We start from the raw sequence: 16,397 nt of genomic DNA, 5'->3' as shown, positions 1-16,397 counted from the left end.
ATTCATAAATTTAATAACCTTACCTTTTTAACTATGCTTTTATGGAAGCATCGCCAAGTAAGTAGTTGGGTTCTTACGTTGACCATCTTTTACTACTTCATAGTGCAAATGTGGACCAGTACAGCGACCTGTACACCCTACATTAGCAATATGTTCACCGGCAGAGACTTGGTCGCCTACACGCACCATTAGACGTGAAGCATGAGCATAACGCGTTAAATAACCATTGCCGTGGTTAATTTCAACATATTGACCATAGCCAGTGCCCCAGCCAGATTTAGTTACAATACCTGGGCCTGTAGCATAGATTGGCGTGCCACTCGGAGCAGCCATATCTAATCCGCCATGATGTTCTGCACGACCACCCATAGTGCGGCCACCAAAGTTTGAAGAAACTCGTACAGTATCAGGAAGAGGGTGAGAAACTAACCAAGAGTAAGAATTTGAAGAAGAGGCATTAAAAGAATTTTTTGCGGTTGTGTTACCGTACTTCTTTGCGAGCGACTCATTGTTGAGTTCAACTGTTTTTTGGCGTAAGGTCACTGAAACTTTCGCACTCGCCGGAAGATCTAAATCATCGGGATGAGTATATGAACCTTGAGATAATGTTTTTGATAGCTGTTCCAATCGATCTGAGTCAGTAGATTGGTTAATTGTTTGATAATCTGCAAAAGCAACTGATGCTGCCGAAGCGGCAAGTGAAAACGCTAATAAAATACGACGCGTGTGCATAAAAACCTCTTGAAACTGTTCTTACTCAAGTTCCTTATGATCTCTTCCTTGATATCGATTGAAATGAACGCTTAAGATTAAGACAAGAATCCATCCGAGAATGACCATGTCTAAACCCGATAACGTTTTTCAACAAACCGGAAAACACATAAAAACAGGAAACCTTACGTTTCTAACAACGCAAGTCGCGCAATGGCAAAGACTTACGAAAATTATCCAACCCTTATTGCCCCAACCGGAACGATGGCAGGTCGTGTGTTATCAAAATGGCTCTTTAATCATTACTGGTGAAAATCAAGCGATGATTAGTCAACTCAGTTATTTACAGAACCAATATGTATCTAAATTATCTCAGCTTGAAGGGTTAAAAGACTTACAACGAATTCAGGTCCGATTGAGAAATAAAAATATTCCAAATGCACCCTCATCTGAGCCATCTAAACCCATTCCCCCGGAAACACAAGAAATGTTACGTAGTGCAGCCGACTTCGTGAGCGACCCTAAGCTTAGCCAAGCTTTACTACGTTTGGCAAGCAATAAAAAATGACGAGCTTTCTATTTCTTAATTAGAATCATTATTATTATGTGATTATAATCACACTTTTAAATGTTACATTATAACGTAGCCAAATAAAGACAAGGACTTATGTCACGCTCACATATGGAATTGGACATTGACTCTCGTCATCAAATGTTACAATTTCATAATTACTCGGATCACTTTGAACATTGCGTAACAACTGATTATTTAAAGCATGTCCTGATTTATAGCCATCAAACTTGGCAATAATTTGATGACCAAGCAAATACAAATCACCAACTGCATCTAAAATCTTATGTCTAACAAATTCATCAGCGAAACGTAAACCTTCTTCGTTGACGACCCCTGTATCATCTACACCAATTGCATTATCTAAACTTGCGCCTAATGCTAAATTGTTTGCCTTCAGGTAGTCCAAATCTTTCATGAAACCAAAAGTACGTGCTTCACTGACTTCATAAACAAAAGTTTCGGTCGAAAAGTCGATCGTCGCAGATTGATATTCTTTAGCAAATGCCGGATGGTCAAAATCAATCGTGAAATTTAATTGAAAACCATTGTGAGGGCTAAAAATTGCTTTCTTATCATCGATAAGTGCTTCAACTGGTTTTAATATTCTTATGAATTTTTTCGGTGCATCCAGTTCACGCAATCCACCTTGCATTAAAAGGTAAATAAATGGACCAGCACTTCCATCCATAATTGGAACTTCAGAAGCAGATACCTCAACAATCAGGTTATCAATTCCTAAACCTGCAATCGCACTCATTACATGCTCAATTGTGCCTACTTTTATATCTCCGGTTACCAAGTTGGAGCACATAAAAGCTTCTTGAATGAGCAATGCATTAGCAGGGATATCAACTGGCGGATCCAAATCGATACGGCGAAATACAATACCTCCATCCACGGTATGTGGAATGAAATTGATCATCACTTTTTGACCGCTATGAAGACCTATTCCACTCGCTTTTACCACACGATTGAGAGTACGCTGTTTCACCATGCTTTGTAACTTCTTTTTTAAAACCGCTATACGTTAGCATATTTAGTCATTGATCAAAAATAAAAAAAAGGCAGTGTTTAAACACTGCCCTTCATTCAATCTAACGATAATTTACTTACGTTGCTGATTTTTCAAGTAATCTTGAATACTCATTGGAGAAGAACGCGGAGTAGAACTTGCTGTGCTACTGACTTCATTATCGGCGTTTTGACGCTTATTAATTGCAGGAACGTCATCTTCATCAACAGATTGAGCTGATTGAGACGAAGCATGGCTTACCGTATTACGTTTTCTTGGTTCAGCATCTGCTGCATTACGAGTTAAACCAGTTGCAATCACTGTTACGCGTAATTCATCACGTGCATCTGGATCAAATACTGTACCGTAGAAGATTTCGCCTTCATCAAGGTCAACAATCTGGTTCACAACGTCAGTAATGATTTCTGTTTCACGTAACGTAATATCATCACCACCCGTAATGTTAATTAACACACCTTTGGCATTAATAATATTAACATTATCAAGTAATGGACTACGGATCGCTTGTTCAGCAGCTTGACGTGCACGATCTTCACCACGACCTAAACCAGCACCCATCATTGCGTAACCGCGAGTACTCATTGCAGTTTTCAAATCGGCGAAGTCAAGGTTAATATGACCACGGTTAACAACCAAGTCAAAGATACTACGTACAGCGTTTAACAATACATCATCAGCTTTTTTATAAGCATCTTTCATTGAAATATCGCCATATACACTTAATAAGCGTTGATTAGGGATAATAATCAATGAGTCAACATGTGCTTCAAGTGCTTCAATACCACGTTCAGCAGACTTTAAACGGCGGCGGCCTTCAAAGTTAAATGGCGTTGTAACTACACCAACAGTCAAAATGCCCATTTCTTTGGCAACTTCAGCCACAACAGGCGCTGCACCAGTACCTGTACCACCACCCATACCAGCGGTAACGAAAACCATATCCGTACCTTCAAGGTGGTGACGAATGATTTCACGGCTTTCTTCTGCTGCAACTTGCCCTACTTCGGGGTTAGCACCAGCACCAAGACCACGTGTACTTTGCTCGCCTAACTGAATTTTGAAAGGTGCATTCATACAGTCCAGTGCTTGTTTGTCTGTATTGGCACAAACGAATTTAACACCTTGAATATCAGACTGCACCATATGTTGAACGGCATTACCGCCACCACCACCTACACCAAATACAGTGAAACGGGCTTGACCGTTGCCATCGTTTAGTTCATCTTCTATAAATTCAAATGAGGCCATGACCTTTAGGGTTCCTAATACATTATGGCAGTCACTTCAGCCCGTATACTGCCTTGATTTTCAAAAATAACTAATTTTAAGAATGCTGTGCAATACCAACCTTGTCAAGTACAGCGGTTTTCTCTTACAACTTCCTAACAATTCTACCAATAAATACATACATCCTAAAAAATGGCTTTTAACTTGCTATTAAACGCATTCCAGCCATTTACCATTCGTTCCCATACCGAACGGTCATTTGCCTCTTCAGGCTCTTCAACAGCATCTTGCAACTCACTTTGGCTAAACATGAGCAAACCAGCTGCTGTTGCATACATAGAACGACGTAAGGCTGCTTGATGTTGATCATCAGCATAAACCTGTAACGGCGGATTACCCAAATGTGCAGATACACCCAACATACGACGAGCTAAACTCACCATACCTTCTATTTGACAAGCATCCCCTGTCAATACTACCCCATGGTATAAACCATGAATTGCACCACTTTGTTCGAGTTCATCGCGAATCTGGCTAAAGATCTCTTCATAACGGGCAATAATAATTTCTGACAACTCAATTCGGCTAATCGTTTGAGGGCCATCAATTCCTTCTACCTGAATCATGTGATCTGGCTTAACAGCACTTAAATCGACACAACCATGCAGAATTTTAATTCGTTCAGCTTCTTCTGTCGTGGTTTGCAATACAGCAGCAATATCACGTGTAACGTGCTCACCACCGCGTTGCAATGTACGTGCTAGAGCTAAACGACCATCTAGATAAACAGCAAGATTGGTAATGCCTGCGCCAATATCAACCAGACAAACACCATACTCTTTTTCATCTTTCAGCAAGCTTGCCTCAGCGGTTGCCAGACAAGACACCACCATTTTTTCAACCCCGATATTTGCACCTTTCATGGCACGATCAAGGTTTTGCATAGTCGCTATAGGCATCATCATTAACTGATAATGTCCAGTCATACTATGGGCAGTCATATTAATTGGATTCTGCACCCATTCAGCAGAATCACCTAATTCAAAGCCTAACGGCACTGCACTTGCTAAATAGTAATCAGAAGTCACATGACTTGCTTTTGCCAATTCTAACGCGCGCACGACTTCATTTGTTGTAATCACATGTGCTGGATTAGATACTGGTGTGCGACCAGAGGCATAAAAACTTTGCAACTCGGTACTCGGAATAGATACCCATGCGCTATGAATGCGACATTCGGCCATATTTTCCGCTTCAGCAACAGCATTTTTAATCGCAGCAATGACTTTATCGAGGCTTACAATTTTTCCTTTATTCATGCCTCGATTGCGAGCAGTTGCCATACCGATAACTTGAATGTTATCCGGCGCATGAATTTTTCCAATCAAAACTGAAACTTTATGCGTCCCAATGTCAATCGCAACAACTGAGGGAACAGCTTCACTCATCACTCATACCATTTCTTTGTTGTTTAATACCAGGCAAATTGCCTATTTTAAAGCCACGTATTATGGCTTTGCTTTTGTTCCACCTGCAATGCTTGTGTCATCACTCGTTACAACAAACTGACCATTCACAATTTTAGGTGGTGTTGCGTTCTTCCATTGAATAGATAATCCATTACGATATCGCAAATCAATGGCTGAGATTTTCGACCACACCGGTTTTAAGTCAGATTGTGCCAGATGACTTAAACGTTGCAACTTATTCATTGTTTGATCTTGGTCAACAATAATACGTAAACCAGAATCAAATTGCATAAACCAAGTCATTCGCTCAGTCAGATATAACTCTTTTAAGCGTAAATTAACAGGATGGAATAATTGATTAATTTCATTATAGCGTCGCATCATCATTTTTGACTGACTTACCGGCCCATGAAGCAACGGAAGTTCAGGATGAATTGTCGGCTCCGCCTCACTAAATACATCGCCTCCATCGCTTAACAAGCGACCTGTTCCCCAACGGGCGATAGCATGTCGAGGCATGACACGAACACGAATACCATTGGGCCAAGCGCGAGATACAACAACTCGGTCTACCCATGAAATTTCTAATGTTTTGTCACGAATCTGTTCTAAATCAGATGTGAAATAATTCGCTTTTATAATTGGAGCAACATGTTGCATCACTTGTTGTGTTTCAACAGAAGACGCTGAACCTACAACTTCTAGTTTTGCAACTGTTGCATCTGTAATAACTTTATATAACCCATAAATTCCGACTGCCAGCACTACAAAAGCAATAACCAACAGCACCCATCCACCAGCATTCGCAAGCTTCTGCTTACGCGTAGGCGGTTTATCATGAATAGAGGTGATGGCCGCACGTTTACGGCGCATGGAAGCCGGAAGTTGTGCCATATTTAAGCCGTACCTTCCAATGTTTGCTCAAGAATCGCAACACACAATTCATCAAAGCTATAACCAACAGCTTTAGCAGCTTTTGGAACTAAAGAGTGGCTGGTCATACCTGGAACAGTGTTTACTTCTAAAAGCCAGAAATTGCCTTGCTCATCCTGCATCGCATCAATACGGCCCCAGCCTTCTGCACCCACCGCCTGAAAAGCACGTAAACACAATGCTTGTAGGTTTTTCTCTTCAGCCTCACTCAGACCACAAGGGATACCATACTCTACATCGTTACGTTGATACTTCGCTTCATAGTCATAGAAAGCAACATCTGCTGGTGGTTGCAAACGAATAACTGGCAAAGGCTGTCCATTGAGGAATGAAATTGTGAATTCACGACCAGTGATCCATTTTTCTGCCATCACCACAGCATCGTGCTGAGTCGCCTTTTCAATTGCAGCAGCAAAGTCTTCTGCTTTCTCAACCTTACTCATGCCGACACTCGAGCCTTCATGTACAGGTTTGATAATGACAGGTAAACCTAACTCAGCAATCACCGCATCTAAATCTGTTTCTTTAGTAATAATGCGATATGGCGCTGTAGGTAAATCGCTACCCTGCCAGATTTGCTTGGTTTTAACTTTATCCATGCCAATAGCAGAACCTTGCACACCTGTTCCTGTATAAGGCAGATTTAACCATTCAAGCACACCTTGAATTTGGCCATCTTCACCGCCGCGACCATGCAATACAATAAATGCACGATCATAATTTACAAGTTCAGTCACACTGCGGTCTTGTGGATCAAATGCTTCAGCCTGAACACCTGAACGTAACAAAGCGTCCAAAACTGCCTGACCACTATCCAAAGACACAGCACGCTCAGCCGATTTCCCACCAAACAACACGGCAACTTTGCCGAATTTTGTAGCATTTGACACGTTTAAATCCTTAACCCGATTATTCAATACTTTTTGTTTATTTCACATACAAATGGTGTTGTGCAAGTTCTACTGAAATTGCTCCCACGTTACCCGCACCTTGTGTTAATAACAAGTCATTTGGTTGTAACACATTTTGCATGATGTTTTGCAAATTACCTTCAACCGGATCGACCAAAATCGGTTCTACTTGTCCGCGTAAACGAATACTGCGCGCTAAAGTGCGGCTATCTGCACCCACAATAGGTTTTTCACCAGCAGGGTAAACTTCCAACAATAATAATTGATCGACTTGAGAGAGCACTTCAATGAAGTCATCAAAACAATCGCGAGTACGAGAGTAACGGTGTGGCTGGAACAACATAACCAAACGACGGTCCGGATGGCTTTGGCGAGCAGCTTTAATAGTTGCTTCTACTTCTTTCGGATGGTGTCCATAGTCATCAACTAACTTAACGTTGCCATCAGCAAGTTCAAATTCACCTTGCACTTGGAAGCGGCGACCTACACCACTAAATCCTTCTAATGCACGACTAATTGCATCATCAGAAACACCTTCATCTGTTGCAACACCAATTGCTGCCAAGGCATTTAAAACATTATGTAAGCCTGGTTGATTAATTGTTAAACGCAATGGTTCACGGCCTTTACGCAACACAGTGAAGTGCGATTGCATACCATCTTGTTCAATATCAACTGCACGAATGTCATTATCTTCATTAAAACCATAAGTAATGACCGGACGGCCTACACGCGGTAGAATTTCACGAATGTTTGCATCATCACCACAAACTACAGCCAAACCATAAAATGGTAGGTTATGAAGGAACTGTACAAACGTATCTTTTAATTTATCAAAGCTACCTTCATAGGTATCCATATGGTCAGCATCGATATTGGTTACAATCGCTGCCATTGGTTGCAAATAAAGGAAAGATGCATCTGATTCATCAGCTTCAGCTACGATAAAACGGCTTTCACCTAACGCTGCATTTACGCCTGTACTGTTAAGTAAGCCACCAATAACATAAGTTGGATCAAGGTTTTCTTCGGCCAACATCGTCGTCAAAAGACTTGTAGTTGTGGTTTTACCATGTGTACCAGCCACAGCAATACCGTGACGGTAACGCATAAGCTCGCCTAGCATTTCTGCACGACGCACAATTGGAACGCGCTGTTCAATCGCAGCTTTAATTTCCGGATTTTCCGGATCAATTGCTGTAGAAACTACAAGTACATTGGCATTTTTAATATTTTCCGGTTGATGGCCAATATAAACTTTGATGCCATTTTTCTCTAATTGTTCTGTAGTTTTAGACGCCTTAATGTCCGAACCGGAAATTTTATAGCCTTGGTTACCCAAAACCTCTGCAATGCCACACATCCCAGCGCCACCGATCCCCACAAAATGAATGTGTTTAATACGGCGCATTTCAGGCACTTTAATCAGTTTTTTTGCTTGGTTCGCAGCTGTTGATGGAGACATAGTAAATCCGATTACATTTTTTGGATAAGATCAACCACATGCTGAGTCGCATTTGGTTGGGCATGTTGACGCGCTTTCACTGCCATTTCAGTAAGTAATTGGCGGTTCATCAGCGAAGTGAACAATTCATTTAAAACATCTGGTGTCATGGTCGATTGCTGGCAAATTTTCGCAGCACCGACATCCGCCAGAAATTTGGCATTTGCAGTTTGATGGTCATCAACTGCTATAGGGAGTGGTACAAAAACTGCGGCTACACCTGCTGTTGCAACTTCTGTTACTGTGAGTGCTCCAGCTCGGCAAATAATTAAATCTGCCTCACTATAAGCTTTTGCCATATCTTCAATAAATGGCAAAACGTGTACAGTTAAATTAGCTGGTGCATCTGCATAAAGTGCTTGAGTTGCCTCAACTTGTTGCTGACCACACTGGTGAAAAATATTGAGTGGAACTTGTAATTGTTTTAATGCTGGAGGTAAGCGTTCATTGAGTGCTTTGGCACCTAAAGACCCGCCCACAATTAAAATATTTAAAGGCTTGCCTGCTTGCTCACGCTCATCATAACGCCACTTTGGACTTAAAATATCCGTGATTTCACGACGCACAGGGTTTCCTGTGGTTACAACTTTTCCACCAGCAGGAAAGGTATTTGGAAATGCTTCACACACCACTTTAGCAACACGAGATAACTGTGCATTGGTAAAACCTGCAACTGCATTTTGCTCGTGAATAAGTACAGGAATACCTAACAAACGTGCGGCTAAACCACCTGGACCAGCTACATAACCACCAAAGCCTGCAACCGCATCAACTTTAAGTTGTTTCATATAGCGCATTGCACTAAAAGTGGCTTTTAAAATTTTAAAAGGTGCAGCAACTTTACGGACTAATCCATTGCCACGAACACCTTGGATATCAATTTGATATATTGGAATATTTTGATCTTTTAATAACCGATTTTCCATACCTGTTGGCGTGGCTAACCATGAAACCTGACAACCTTGTTGTTGAAGTTGTTTGGCTACGGCGAGGGCTGGAAAAACATGTCCACCTGTACCGGCAGCCATCATCATGACATGTTTGGGTTTGCTTTGCTGTGAATCGGTCACGGTCTAATTCTTCAACTCAAAAAACAATGGAAATTGTCATCTATTTTTGTAGCCGTTTATTTTAATCCTAAAGCTTCATTAACGAAAAGCTAATTTCACTCGTTTATAACAGAAAGATGTGCTTTTTTGAAAATATGCCTACAAAGCTGTGGTGTATTTAGTATTGTTATTTTATTAATTCATATATTTTCAGGTGATTTCCAATAAATACCGCTGAAAATCACCTGAAATAAATAATTAAGCTGTACGGCCAGCTTCTAATACATCAAATAGATCATCGGCAATTGATGTACCAAATTGAGCATCAATTTCGCGGATGCAGGTTGGACTAGTGACATTAATTTCAGTGACATAATTACCAATCACATCTAAGCCTACAAAAACTAAACCTTTTTCGCGTAAGAAAGGCCCGATTTTCGCTGCGATCAACTTATCATTTTCAGTAAGCGGACGCGCTTGGCCTAAACCACCTGCCGCCAAGTTACCGCGTACTTCACCATTTTGTGGAATACGAGCTAGACAGTAAGGAACAGGTTCGCCATTTACCATTAAAATACGCTTATCCCCCTCTACAATTTCAGGAATGTAACGCTGAGCCATAATTGGACGAGTACCTAGCTCTGTAAGCATTTCTAGGGTAGAACCAATATTTACACCATCTTGATATAAACGGAAAATTCCCATACCACCCATACCATCAAGTGGCTTAACGATTACATCGCCATGTTCTTTAATAAATTCACGAATTAAACTTTGTTGAGATGTTACAAGTGTAGGCACTTGTAGCTCTGGAAACTGCGTTGCAAAGAGTTTTTCATTGCAATCACGCAGTGATTGAGGCTTATTAATAATCCATGAACCTTCGCGCTCAGCTTGCTCAAGCACGTAAGTCGTGTAGACAAAATTCATGTCAAACGGCGGATCTTTACGCATGAGCACAACATCGTAAGCCGCAATTGATTCCTTTTTCTTTTCGCCCAGCTCATAGTAATGGTTGTAATCTTCGAACACCTTTAACGGTGAAATGAGGCCGTAAGCTTTGCCTTGATCGATATATAAATCTTGTTGTAATGCATAACCTAATTCATGTCCACGACGGCTCGCCGCCCACAACATTGCCATGGTTGAATCCTTTTTAAGGTTTACGGTTTCAATCGGATCCATGATGACAAGTACACGCATGCTCAAGCTCTTCTTAAAATTTAAATTAGCATGAGTATAACTGAGATTTTTCACTGGTTTTTCTTATTTTCAGTAAAACCTTATCGGTTATTTCTTTATCTTGAATTAAGGTAAATTCAGTTAAACTATGATCATAAAATATTATTTTTAAAGGCTAAACATGAAACTTTATCGCTATTTAACTGGCCCCGATGACTCTGCTTTTTGTGCATGAGTGACTAAAGCTCTGAATCATGACTGGGAGTTATATGAAGCACCCACTATGACCTTTAACGGCACGCATGTCATTGTGGGACAAGCAATTTGCAAAACAATTGATGAAAATTATGATCCAGAAATGGATATTTTAGATGTTCTCAAAAATAACGCGTAATTCCAGAAGGGTGCTTTTAATCGGTAAAAAGTCCCCTTTAAACCCCAATTAACAAGAAAAACTAATGAGTCAACTCATACAATTCATTTAATTTGCTAATTAACTTACTAAAAATCAGTTATTAAAAAATAAATATGTCATTTTTTAAGGTAATAGTTCTTTTATTCTAAACAATTAAATGATTATAATTATCATTTATACTTTTATTTTTGTTAATTGATTTTATTTTTATGTTAAGAATTTCTATACCATCTCCCCAAATGAAGCGTCTTTTCCCGCTGAGCTTACTCAGTTTAATGATCTTGAATATTCAAGGTGCCTACGCAGAGGAACCGACTGATTCAGCCGCAAAAGTGGCAGCTACCATGCCCACCATAAAAATTGAGGCAATGAGTGAGCTCGACCCAATTAAAAGTTATATCGACTATGATAAAGCCAATGTCACACGTAATGGTTTAGACAAAAAAGATATTCCTCAAACCATTGATACAATTGATGTTCAGAAATATAAAATTTATGGATCAAATGATTTAAGCGTTATGCTGCAAGGCACCCCTGGCGTATCAACCAGTTACGATATGCGCGGTGATGGCATCACAATTCGTGGCTTTGGTGCTGATACAGGTGATATTTACCGTGATGGCATACGTGAAAGCGGACAAGTACGTCGTAGTACAGCAAATATCGAACGTATTGAAATTTTAAAAGGCCCCGCCTCTGTTTTATATGGCCGTAGTGCTGGCGGCGGGGTTGTGAATATGGTGAGTAAATTCGCCAATTTTGACTCTAAAAGTTCAGTTGGTGCGTACGCTGGTTCATATGATAACTACGGAACAACGGCTGACATCAACCAAGTACTTAATGACAATCTAGCAGTACGTTTAACTGGAGAATATGGCGAGTCAGGCAGCTTCCGCTCTGGCATTGAAAATAAAATTGAAATGTTTTCACCAAGTTTCACCTATAAAAATGATGATGGAACACTCACTTGGACCACACAATACACCTATGACAAATTAGGTCGTGTACCTGATCGCGGACCATCACGTGACATTCTGCCTGCAGGGACTTCAATTAAAATGGGATTTGCCCAAGACGGCGATTATGTGGATGATATTTTGCAAGTGGTCCGCACCGATGTGAATTATCAATATGCGCCTGATTGGAACTTTCACTGGGCAGCAAGTTACCGACAAGCAGAACAAAACTTTGACCACTTTTATTTTGGAACTTATTGTGGTTTAGATGGTAAAAACTCAAAGAATGAGTCTTGTACTAAAAAAGGTTACGTCGACCAAATTTACTACTGGCAACAAACCAGCAATAAGACCACCACCAATACCTTTGATATTAAGGGCAAGTTCAAAACAGGCTCGCTTGAACACCAAATTATGGTGGGTACAGACTGGACTTATGAGCAACGAGAGCCACGTCTAGCCAATAAAACTCAAAATGGGTCAGCCATTTATGGTTACGTTAATCCAATCACTGGTGAACGAGAGTACAGTCGTGGCAATGGCCCATTAGAAATTAGTCAGCATAACTATAATGAAGGCACAACTTACGGCGTATTTATTCAAGATTTAATTGGTCTAAATGACCAACTTAAACTGATGATGGGCATCCGCTACGATTACTTTGACTTTTCAACTACTAACAAAATTAAGAATGAACATCGTAATGTAAAAGATGGCAGCTTTAGCCCAAATGTGGGTTTTGTATGGCAACCGCTTCTGGAACATAGCTTTTATACCTCTTACTCTAAGAGCTTTGCACCATTTGGCGGACAAATGGGTGTTAACCAAGTCACTGCAAGCACCGATGTCACAAAAATGGATAAAGAACCTCAATATAACGAGCAATATGAAGTCGGAGTAAAAAGCGAATGGTTAGATAGTCGTTTAAATACTCAATTTTCTGTTTTTGATATTCGTAAAAATAATATCCGCTATAAACCAAATCCTAATGAGCAACCAGATGTGTGGGCAACTGCTGGTCAACATCAATCTCGTGGTCTCGAATTTAGCTTTATTGGCCGCGTACTTGATAATGTCTTTGTCCGCGGTGGCTATGGTTACACAGATGCAAAAGTAAAAGAAGACAAACAAAAGCCTGAACAAGAAGGTAACTATTTAGCAAATACATCTAAAAACACGGGTAATTTATTTGTTCGTTATTTACCAACCGAGCAGTGGTATACCGAGGTGGGCGTAACCTATGTCGGGTCTTATTATCCAAATATTAATAATCAAGTAAAAATGGAAGGATTTAACCGTGTCGATGCAGCGATTGGTTATAGTGCAGACCCATGGAATGTCACACTTGCAGTGAATAACCTAACTAATAAAGAATATTGGCGTTCGGACAGCATGCCAGGCACTCCACGTAATGTGTTATTGCGTTTGAATTATCAGTTTTAAGTAAATATTAAAAAAGCATACCCCTATTTAGGGGTATGCTTTTTGTTTTTAATAATAAAAGAAACAAGTTTTTTATCTTCAATAAATAAAATATTTAATTTTTAGATTATACTTTCCTCATTAAAGATACCAATTAAATCAACAATATGAATAAACAGTTTATTTTAACTTTTTTATTATTTTTTTTATCGCTATCAACAGAGGCAAAAATCATTACTCTTTCAATTGATACATATCAAAAATTATCAAAACAACAGCAAAATAGTATTAAAGACAACCTCAACAAAGGATGGATCAGTTATGCTAGAGATGATACAAAAATTCATTATTTGAGTTATCAACTAATTAAATCTATTTCAGATTCCATCGTAATAGCCCCTGTTAAAACTACATCAGTCAATCTAGGAGATTTAAACTCTATAGGGTTATGGCAATTTGACTGCAAAAATAAAAAAATGATGTTGTTGTCTACTGCAACTTATTCAATTACGAATTCTAAAATATTTTCAATAGAAGAAGTAGAATTTCCAAAAGAAGTACCAGCTATTCCTAATTCTATGGCAAATAGAATTTTAGAAATGGCATGTGTTCTGAACTACATAAAAAATAATTAGTCATAAAAGGAAGAAGAGCTCAAGCGCTCCTTCCTTTTATATTATTAAAAATCAAATCCCGTATTTTTCACGATAAGCTTGCATGTTTGCTAGCGCTTCTTTTTCACCTTTCGCTTCCAAATAATCCATTAAATCTTTCATGGTAATCAGTGCATGTACAGGGATTTCTAATTCTTTTTGAACTTCTTGAATTGCAGAAAGTTCACCTTGACCACGTTCTTGACGATCTAGCGCAACCAAAACACCCGCAATAGTTGCACCGGCATTTTTCAAAATCGTTACCACTTCGCGAATCGCTGTACCTGCGGTAATTACATCATCAATAATCCAGACCTTTTTGCCTTCAACCGCAGCACCAACTAAAACACCGCCTTCGCCATGATCTTTCGCTTCTTTACGGTTAAAGCCCCATGGCACGCTTTTGTTATGGACTTGAGACAAAGCAACAGCAGTCGCAGCTACAAATGGAATACCTTTGTAAGCTGGTCCAAAAATCACATCAACATTTTCACATTGTGTTAATTTATCAGCATAGCCTTGCGCTAAAAGAGATAAAGCTTCACCATCGTTGAGTAGGCCTGCATTAAAAAAATAAGGACTCACGCGTCCAGATTTTAAAGTAAACTCACCAAATTTAAGCACACCGCGTGATAATGCGAGTTCGATAAATGCTTGCGGGTGAAATGACACAGGCGTTGTCATGAGGTGCTCCAAATTCACAATTGAGGTTAAATTTTCGCATGATACCAAAGGATCAGTATCCAAGTGATGTAAAAATTCTTCGAGTCGTTTCCATTAACGTAAATGGCTTACGTTCTTCAGTAACGAAAGGCTTACTTGAATGGTTAGAACAATCAGATGCCGATGTCGTATGCATGCAGGAAAGCCGCATTACCCATGAACAATGGACTGAAAAATTTAGACCCGAAGGATGGCATACCCATCTCTTTCCAGCAGAGCGTGCAGGTTATGCGGGGACTGCGATATATAGCCGTCTACCCTTCGTCTCTGTTAAAGATGGTTTAGGGTTTGAGCTGGCTGACAGTCAAGGCCGCTTTATTTCTGCGGAATTCGATTTAGGTTTGTCACATCCGGTACATATTGCGTCATTATACTTACCTTCGGGCTCAAGTGGTGAAGAAGCGCAAGCACGTAAAGATTTATTTTTAGGTGAATACGCAAAAATTCTGAAACAATGGCGTGATGAAAACAAGTCAGTCATCATTTGTGGTGACTACAACATTGTTCATAAACGAATAGATATCAAAAACTGGTCAGGTAACCAGAAATCATCTGGTTGTTTACCACATGAACGTGCTTGGCTTGATCATATCTATGATGAACTTGGCTATGTCGATACTTTCCGTGTAGTTCGCGCAGAAGCAGAACTTTATTCGTGGTGGTCAAATCGCGGTCAAGCTCGTGCAAAAAATGTAGGGTGGCGTATTGATTACCATGCATGCTCGCCAGACTGGAAAGCACGTACAATTAATGCTTGGGTTTATAAAGATCAATGGTTTAGCGACCATGCACCCGTTATTATTGACTATAAAATTCAAGAATAAGTGAACACTCGTTCACTTACATTGTCGTTTTCGCTTACAGCATATGTCGTTTTTGAGTATTTTTCTTACACAGCTTTAACGGCATTATAGCCCCACGGCACAGGGAAGCAGTCAGGATGACGCAAAAGGATAGGACGCCGTAGGAAGATAAAATAAACTTATGATAAGTTTATTTGCAAGGATGTGACATTGGACGTTGAAATGAGACCCGCATGATCAGGATGATTAAATGCGGGTTTTCTCTTTTCTGTCTCTTATTTTGCGCTAAGTTCTTTGTTCTTTTAGTTTTAACTTCTTCTTATTAAGCTCATTATTACCTTGTCTTATGACAATAACATGACATTTCTCTTTCGATTAATCATTAATTTTCATTTGTTTTAAAAGTATCGGTATAAAGTAGTGCTTAAAAGCATTTTGGGTTAGGCTGTGTGCTCTCTCTTTTTGACATGGTCCGATAAAATGTTAAAAATTTATGGAATTAAAAACTGTAACTCAATGAAAAAAGCATTTGATGCCTTACAGGCTAAAGGGCTTAACTATGATTTTCATGATTATAAAAAACAAGGCATTGATGCAGATACTTTAAAAATCTGGTTAAAAGAAATTGGAAAAGATACCGTTCTCAACAAAAAAGGAACGACTTGGCGCAAGCTTTCAGAAGAAGAACAAAATCGTGCTCTAAGCAGTGAAGATCACCTGATTGAAGCACTCATTGCTCAACCAAGTTTGATTAAAAGACCTATTTTAAAAACTTCACAGGGTTTTATTGTGGGTTTTGATGAAACCGCCTATCAAAATATTCAAGCCTAAA

General features: G+C 39.6%; 15 protein-coding genes and 1 pseudogene. 6 read left to right on the top strand and 10 right to left on the bottom strand.

Annotated elements, in window-relative coordinates:
• Positions 1 to 39: 39 nt before the first annotated feature.
• The gene (locus tag WBW42_RS10045; RefSeq protein WP_002121983.1) at positions 40 to 732 is read right to left on the bottom strand and encodes a M23 family metallopeptidase; all 693 of its coding nucleotides are present in this window, start codon (positions 730 to 732) and stop codon (positions 40 to 42) included.
• A gap of 100 nt (positions 733 to 832) precedes the next feature.
• Here WBW42_RS10045 and WBW42_RS10040 point away from each other — a divergent pair, with 100 nt between their 5' ends.
• Complete coding sequence (locus WBW42_RS10040; RefSeq protein ID WP_080776784.1) at positions 833 to 1,279, top strand: DciA family protein; 447 nt, start codon at positions 833 to 835, stop codon at positions 1,277 to 1,279.
• 97 nt (positions 1,280 to 1,376) lie between these two features.
• Here WBW42_RS10040 and lpxC read toward each other — a convergent pair whose 3' ends face one another.
• The 8 genes from lpxC to gshB form a co-directional block, all read right to left on the bottom strand.
• Positions 1,377 to 2,279: a UDP-3-O-acyl-N-acetylglucosamine deacetylase gene (gene lpxC, locus WBW42_RS10035; RefSeq protein WP_002121967.1), complete on the bottom strand. Its 903-nt coding sequence runs from the start codon at positions 2,277 to 2,279 to the stop codon at positions 1,377 to 1,379.
• A gap of 111 nt (positions 2,280 to 2,390) precedes the next feature.
• A complete protein-coding gene (ftsZ, locus tag WBW42_RS10030; protein ID WP_002121912.1) occupies positions 2,391 to 3,566 on the bottom strand; it encodes a cell division protein FtsZ in 1,176 nt (391 codons plus the stop codon).
• Between the two features lie 164 nt (positions 3,567 to 3,730).
• Positions 3,731 to 4,993: a cell division protein FtsA gene (ftsA, locus tag WBW42_RS10025; protein WP_002122057.1), complete on the bottom strand. Its 1,263-nt coding sequence runs from the start codon at positions 4,991 to 4,993 to the stop codon at positions 3,731 to 3,733.
• Between the two features lie 60 nt (positions 4,994 to 5,053).
• The gene (locus WBW42_RS10020; RefSeq protein WP_014207933.1) at positions 5,054 to 5,908 is read right to left on the bottom strand and encodes a cell division protein FtsQ/DivIB; all 855 of its coding nucleotides are present in this window, start codon (positions 5,906 to 5,908) and stop codon (positions 5,054 to 5,056) included.
• A gap of 2 nt (positions 5,909 to 5,910) precedes the next feature.
• On the bottom strand, positions 5,911 to 6,837 hold the full coding sequence (locus WBW42_RS10015; RefSeq protein WP_032054508.1) for a D-alanine--D-alanine ligase: 927 nt from the start codon (positions 6,835 to 6,837) through the stop codon (positions 5,911 to 5,913).
• A gap of 37 nt (positions 6,838 to 6,874) precedes the next feature.
• The gene (murC, locus tag WBW42_RS10010; RefSeq protein ID WP_002122011.1) at positions 6,875 to 8,323 is read right to left on the bottom strand and encodes a UDP-N-acetylmuramate--L-alanine ligase; all 1,449 of its coding nucleotides are present in this window, start codon (positions 8,321 to 8,323) and stop codon (positions 6,875 to 6,877) included.
• An 11-nt stretch (positions 8,324 to 8,334) separates the two neighbouring features.
• Positions 8,335 to 9,432: an undecaprenyldiphospho-muramoylpentapeptide beta-N-acetylglucosaminyltransferase gene (gene murG, locus WBW42_RS10005; protein WP_005078668.1), complete on the bottom strand. Its 1,098-nt coding sequence runs from the start codon at positions 9,430 to 9,432 to the stop codon at positions 8,335 to 8,337.
• Between the two features lie 237 nt (positions 9,433 to 9,669).
• Positions 9,670 to 10,614 (bottom strand): glutathione synthase, encoded by a 945-nt coding sequence (gene gshB / locus WBW42_RS10000; RefSeq protein WP_032057094.1) that lies wholly within the window; start codon positions 10,612 to 10,614, stop codon positions 9,670 to 9,672.
• A gap of 160 nt (positions 10,615 to 10,774) precedes the next feature.
• Here gshB and WBW42_RS09995 point away from each other — a divergent pair.
• The 3 genes and pseudogenes from WBW42_RS09995 (at position 10,775) to WBW42_RS09985 (ending at position 14,021) form a co-directional block, all read left to right on the top strand.
• A pseudogene (locus WBW42_RS09995) lies at positions 10,775 to 10,987 on the top strand (DUF1737 domain-containing protein).
• Between the two features lie 230 nt (positions 10,988 to 11,217).
• Complete coding sequence (locus tag WBW42_RS09990) at positions 11,218 to 13,407, top strand: TonB-dependent receptor (RefSeq protein ID WP_032057095.1); 2,190 nt, start codon at positions 11,218 to 11,220, stop codon at positions 13,405 to 13,407.
• A gap of 146 nt (positions 13,408 to 13,553) precedes the next feature.
• Positions 13,554 to 14,021 carry a surface-adhesin E family protein gene (locus tag WBW42_RS09985; RefSeq protein WP_032057096.1) on the top strand — a complete coding sequence of 156 codons (468 nt, stop codon included), beginning with the start codon at positions 13,554 to 13,556 and terminating at the stop codon, positions 14,019 to 14,021.
• Between the two features lie 51 nt (positions 14,022 to 14,072).
• Here WBW42_RS09985 and pyrE read toward each other — a convergent pair whose 3' ends face one another.
• Positions 14,073 to 14,723, bottom strand: a complete 651-nt coding sequence (pyrE, locus tag WBW42_RS09980; RefSeq protein ID WP_000211305.1) for an orotate phosphoribosyltransferase — start codon at positions 14,721 to 14,723, stop codon at positions 14,073 to 14,075.
• A gap of 38 nt (positions 14,724 to 14,761) precedes the next feature.
• Here pyrE and WBW42_RS09975 point away from each other — a divergent pair, with 38 nt between their 5' ends.
• Both WBW42_RS09975 and WBW42_RS09970 read left to right on the top strand, forming a co-directional pair.
• On the top strand, positions 14,762 to 15,586 hold the full coding sequence (locus tag WBW42_RS09975) for an exodeoxyribonuclease III (protein ID WP_016142748.1): 825 nt from the start codon (positions 14,762 to 14,764) through the stop codon (positions 15,584 to 15,586).
• A 459-nt stretch (positions 15,587 to 16,045) separates the two neighbouring features.
• Complete coding sequence (locus WBW42_RS09970) at positions 16,046 to 16,396, top strand: arsenate reductase (protein WP_032057097.1); 351 nt, start codon at positions 16,046 to 16,048, stop codon at positions 16,394 to 16,396.
• Position 16,397 lies beyond the last annotated feature (1 nt).

Source organism: Acinetobacter sp. LT1, from assembly GCF_059800965.1.
The sequence above is the reverse complement of the archived record's forward strand: the minus strand, read 5'-3'. Positions and strand labels throughout refer to the sequence as shown.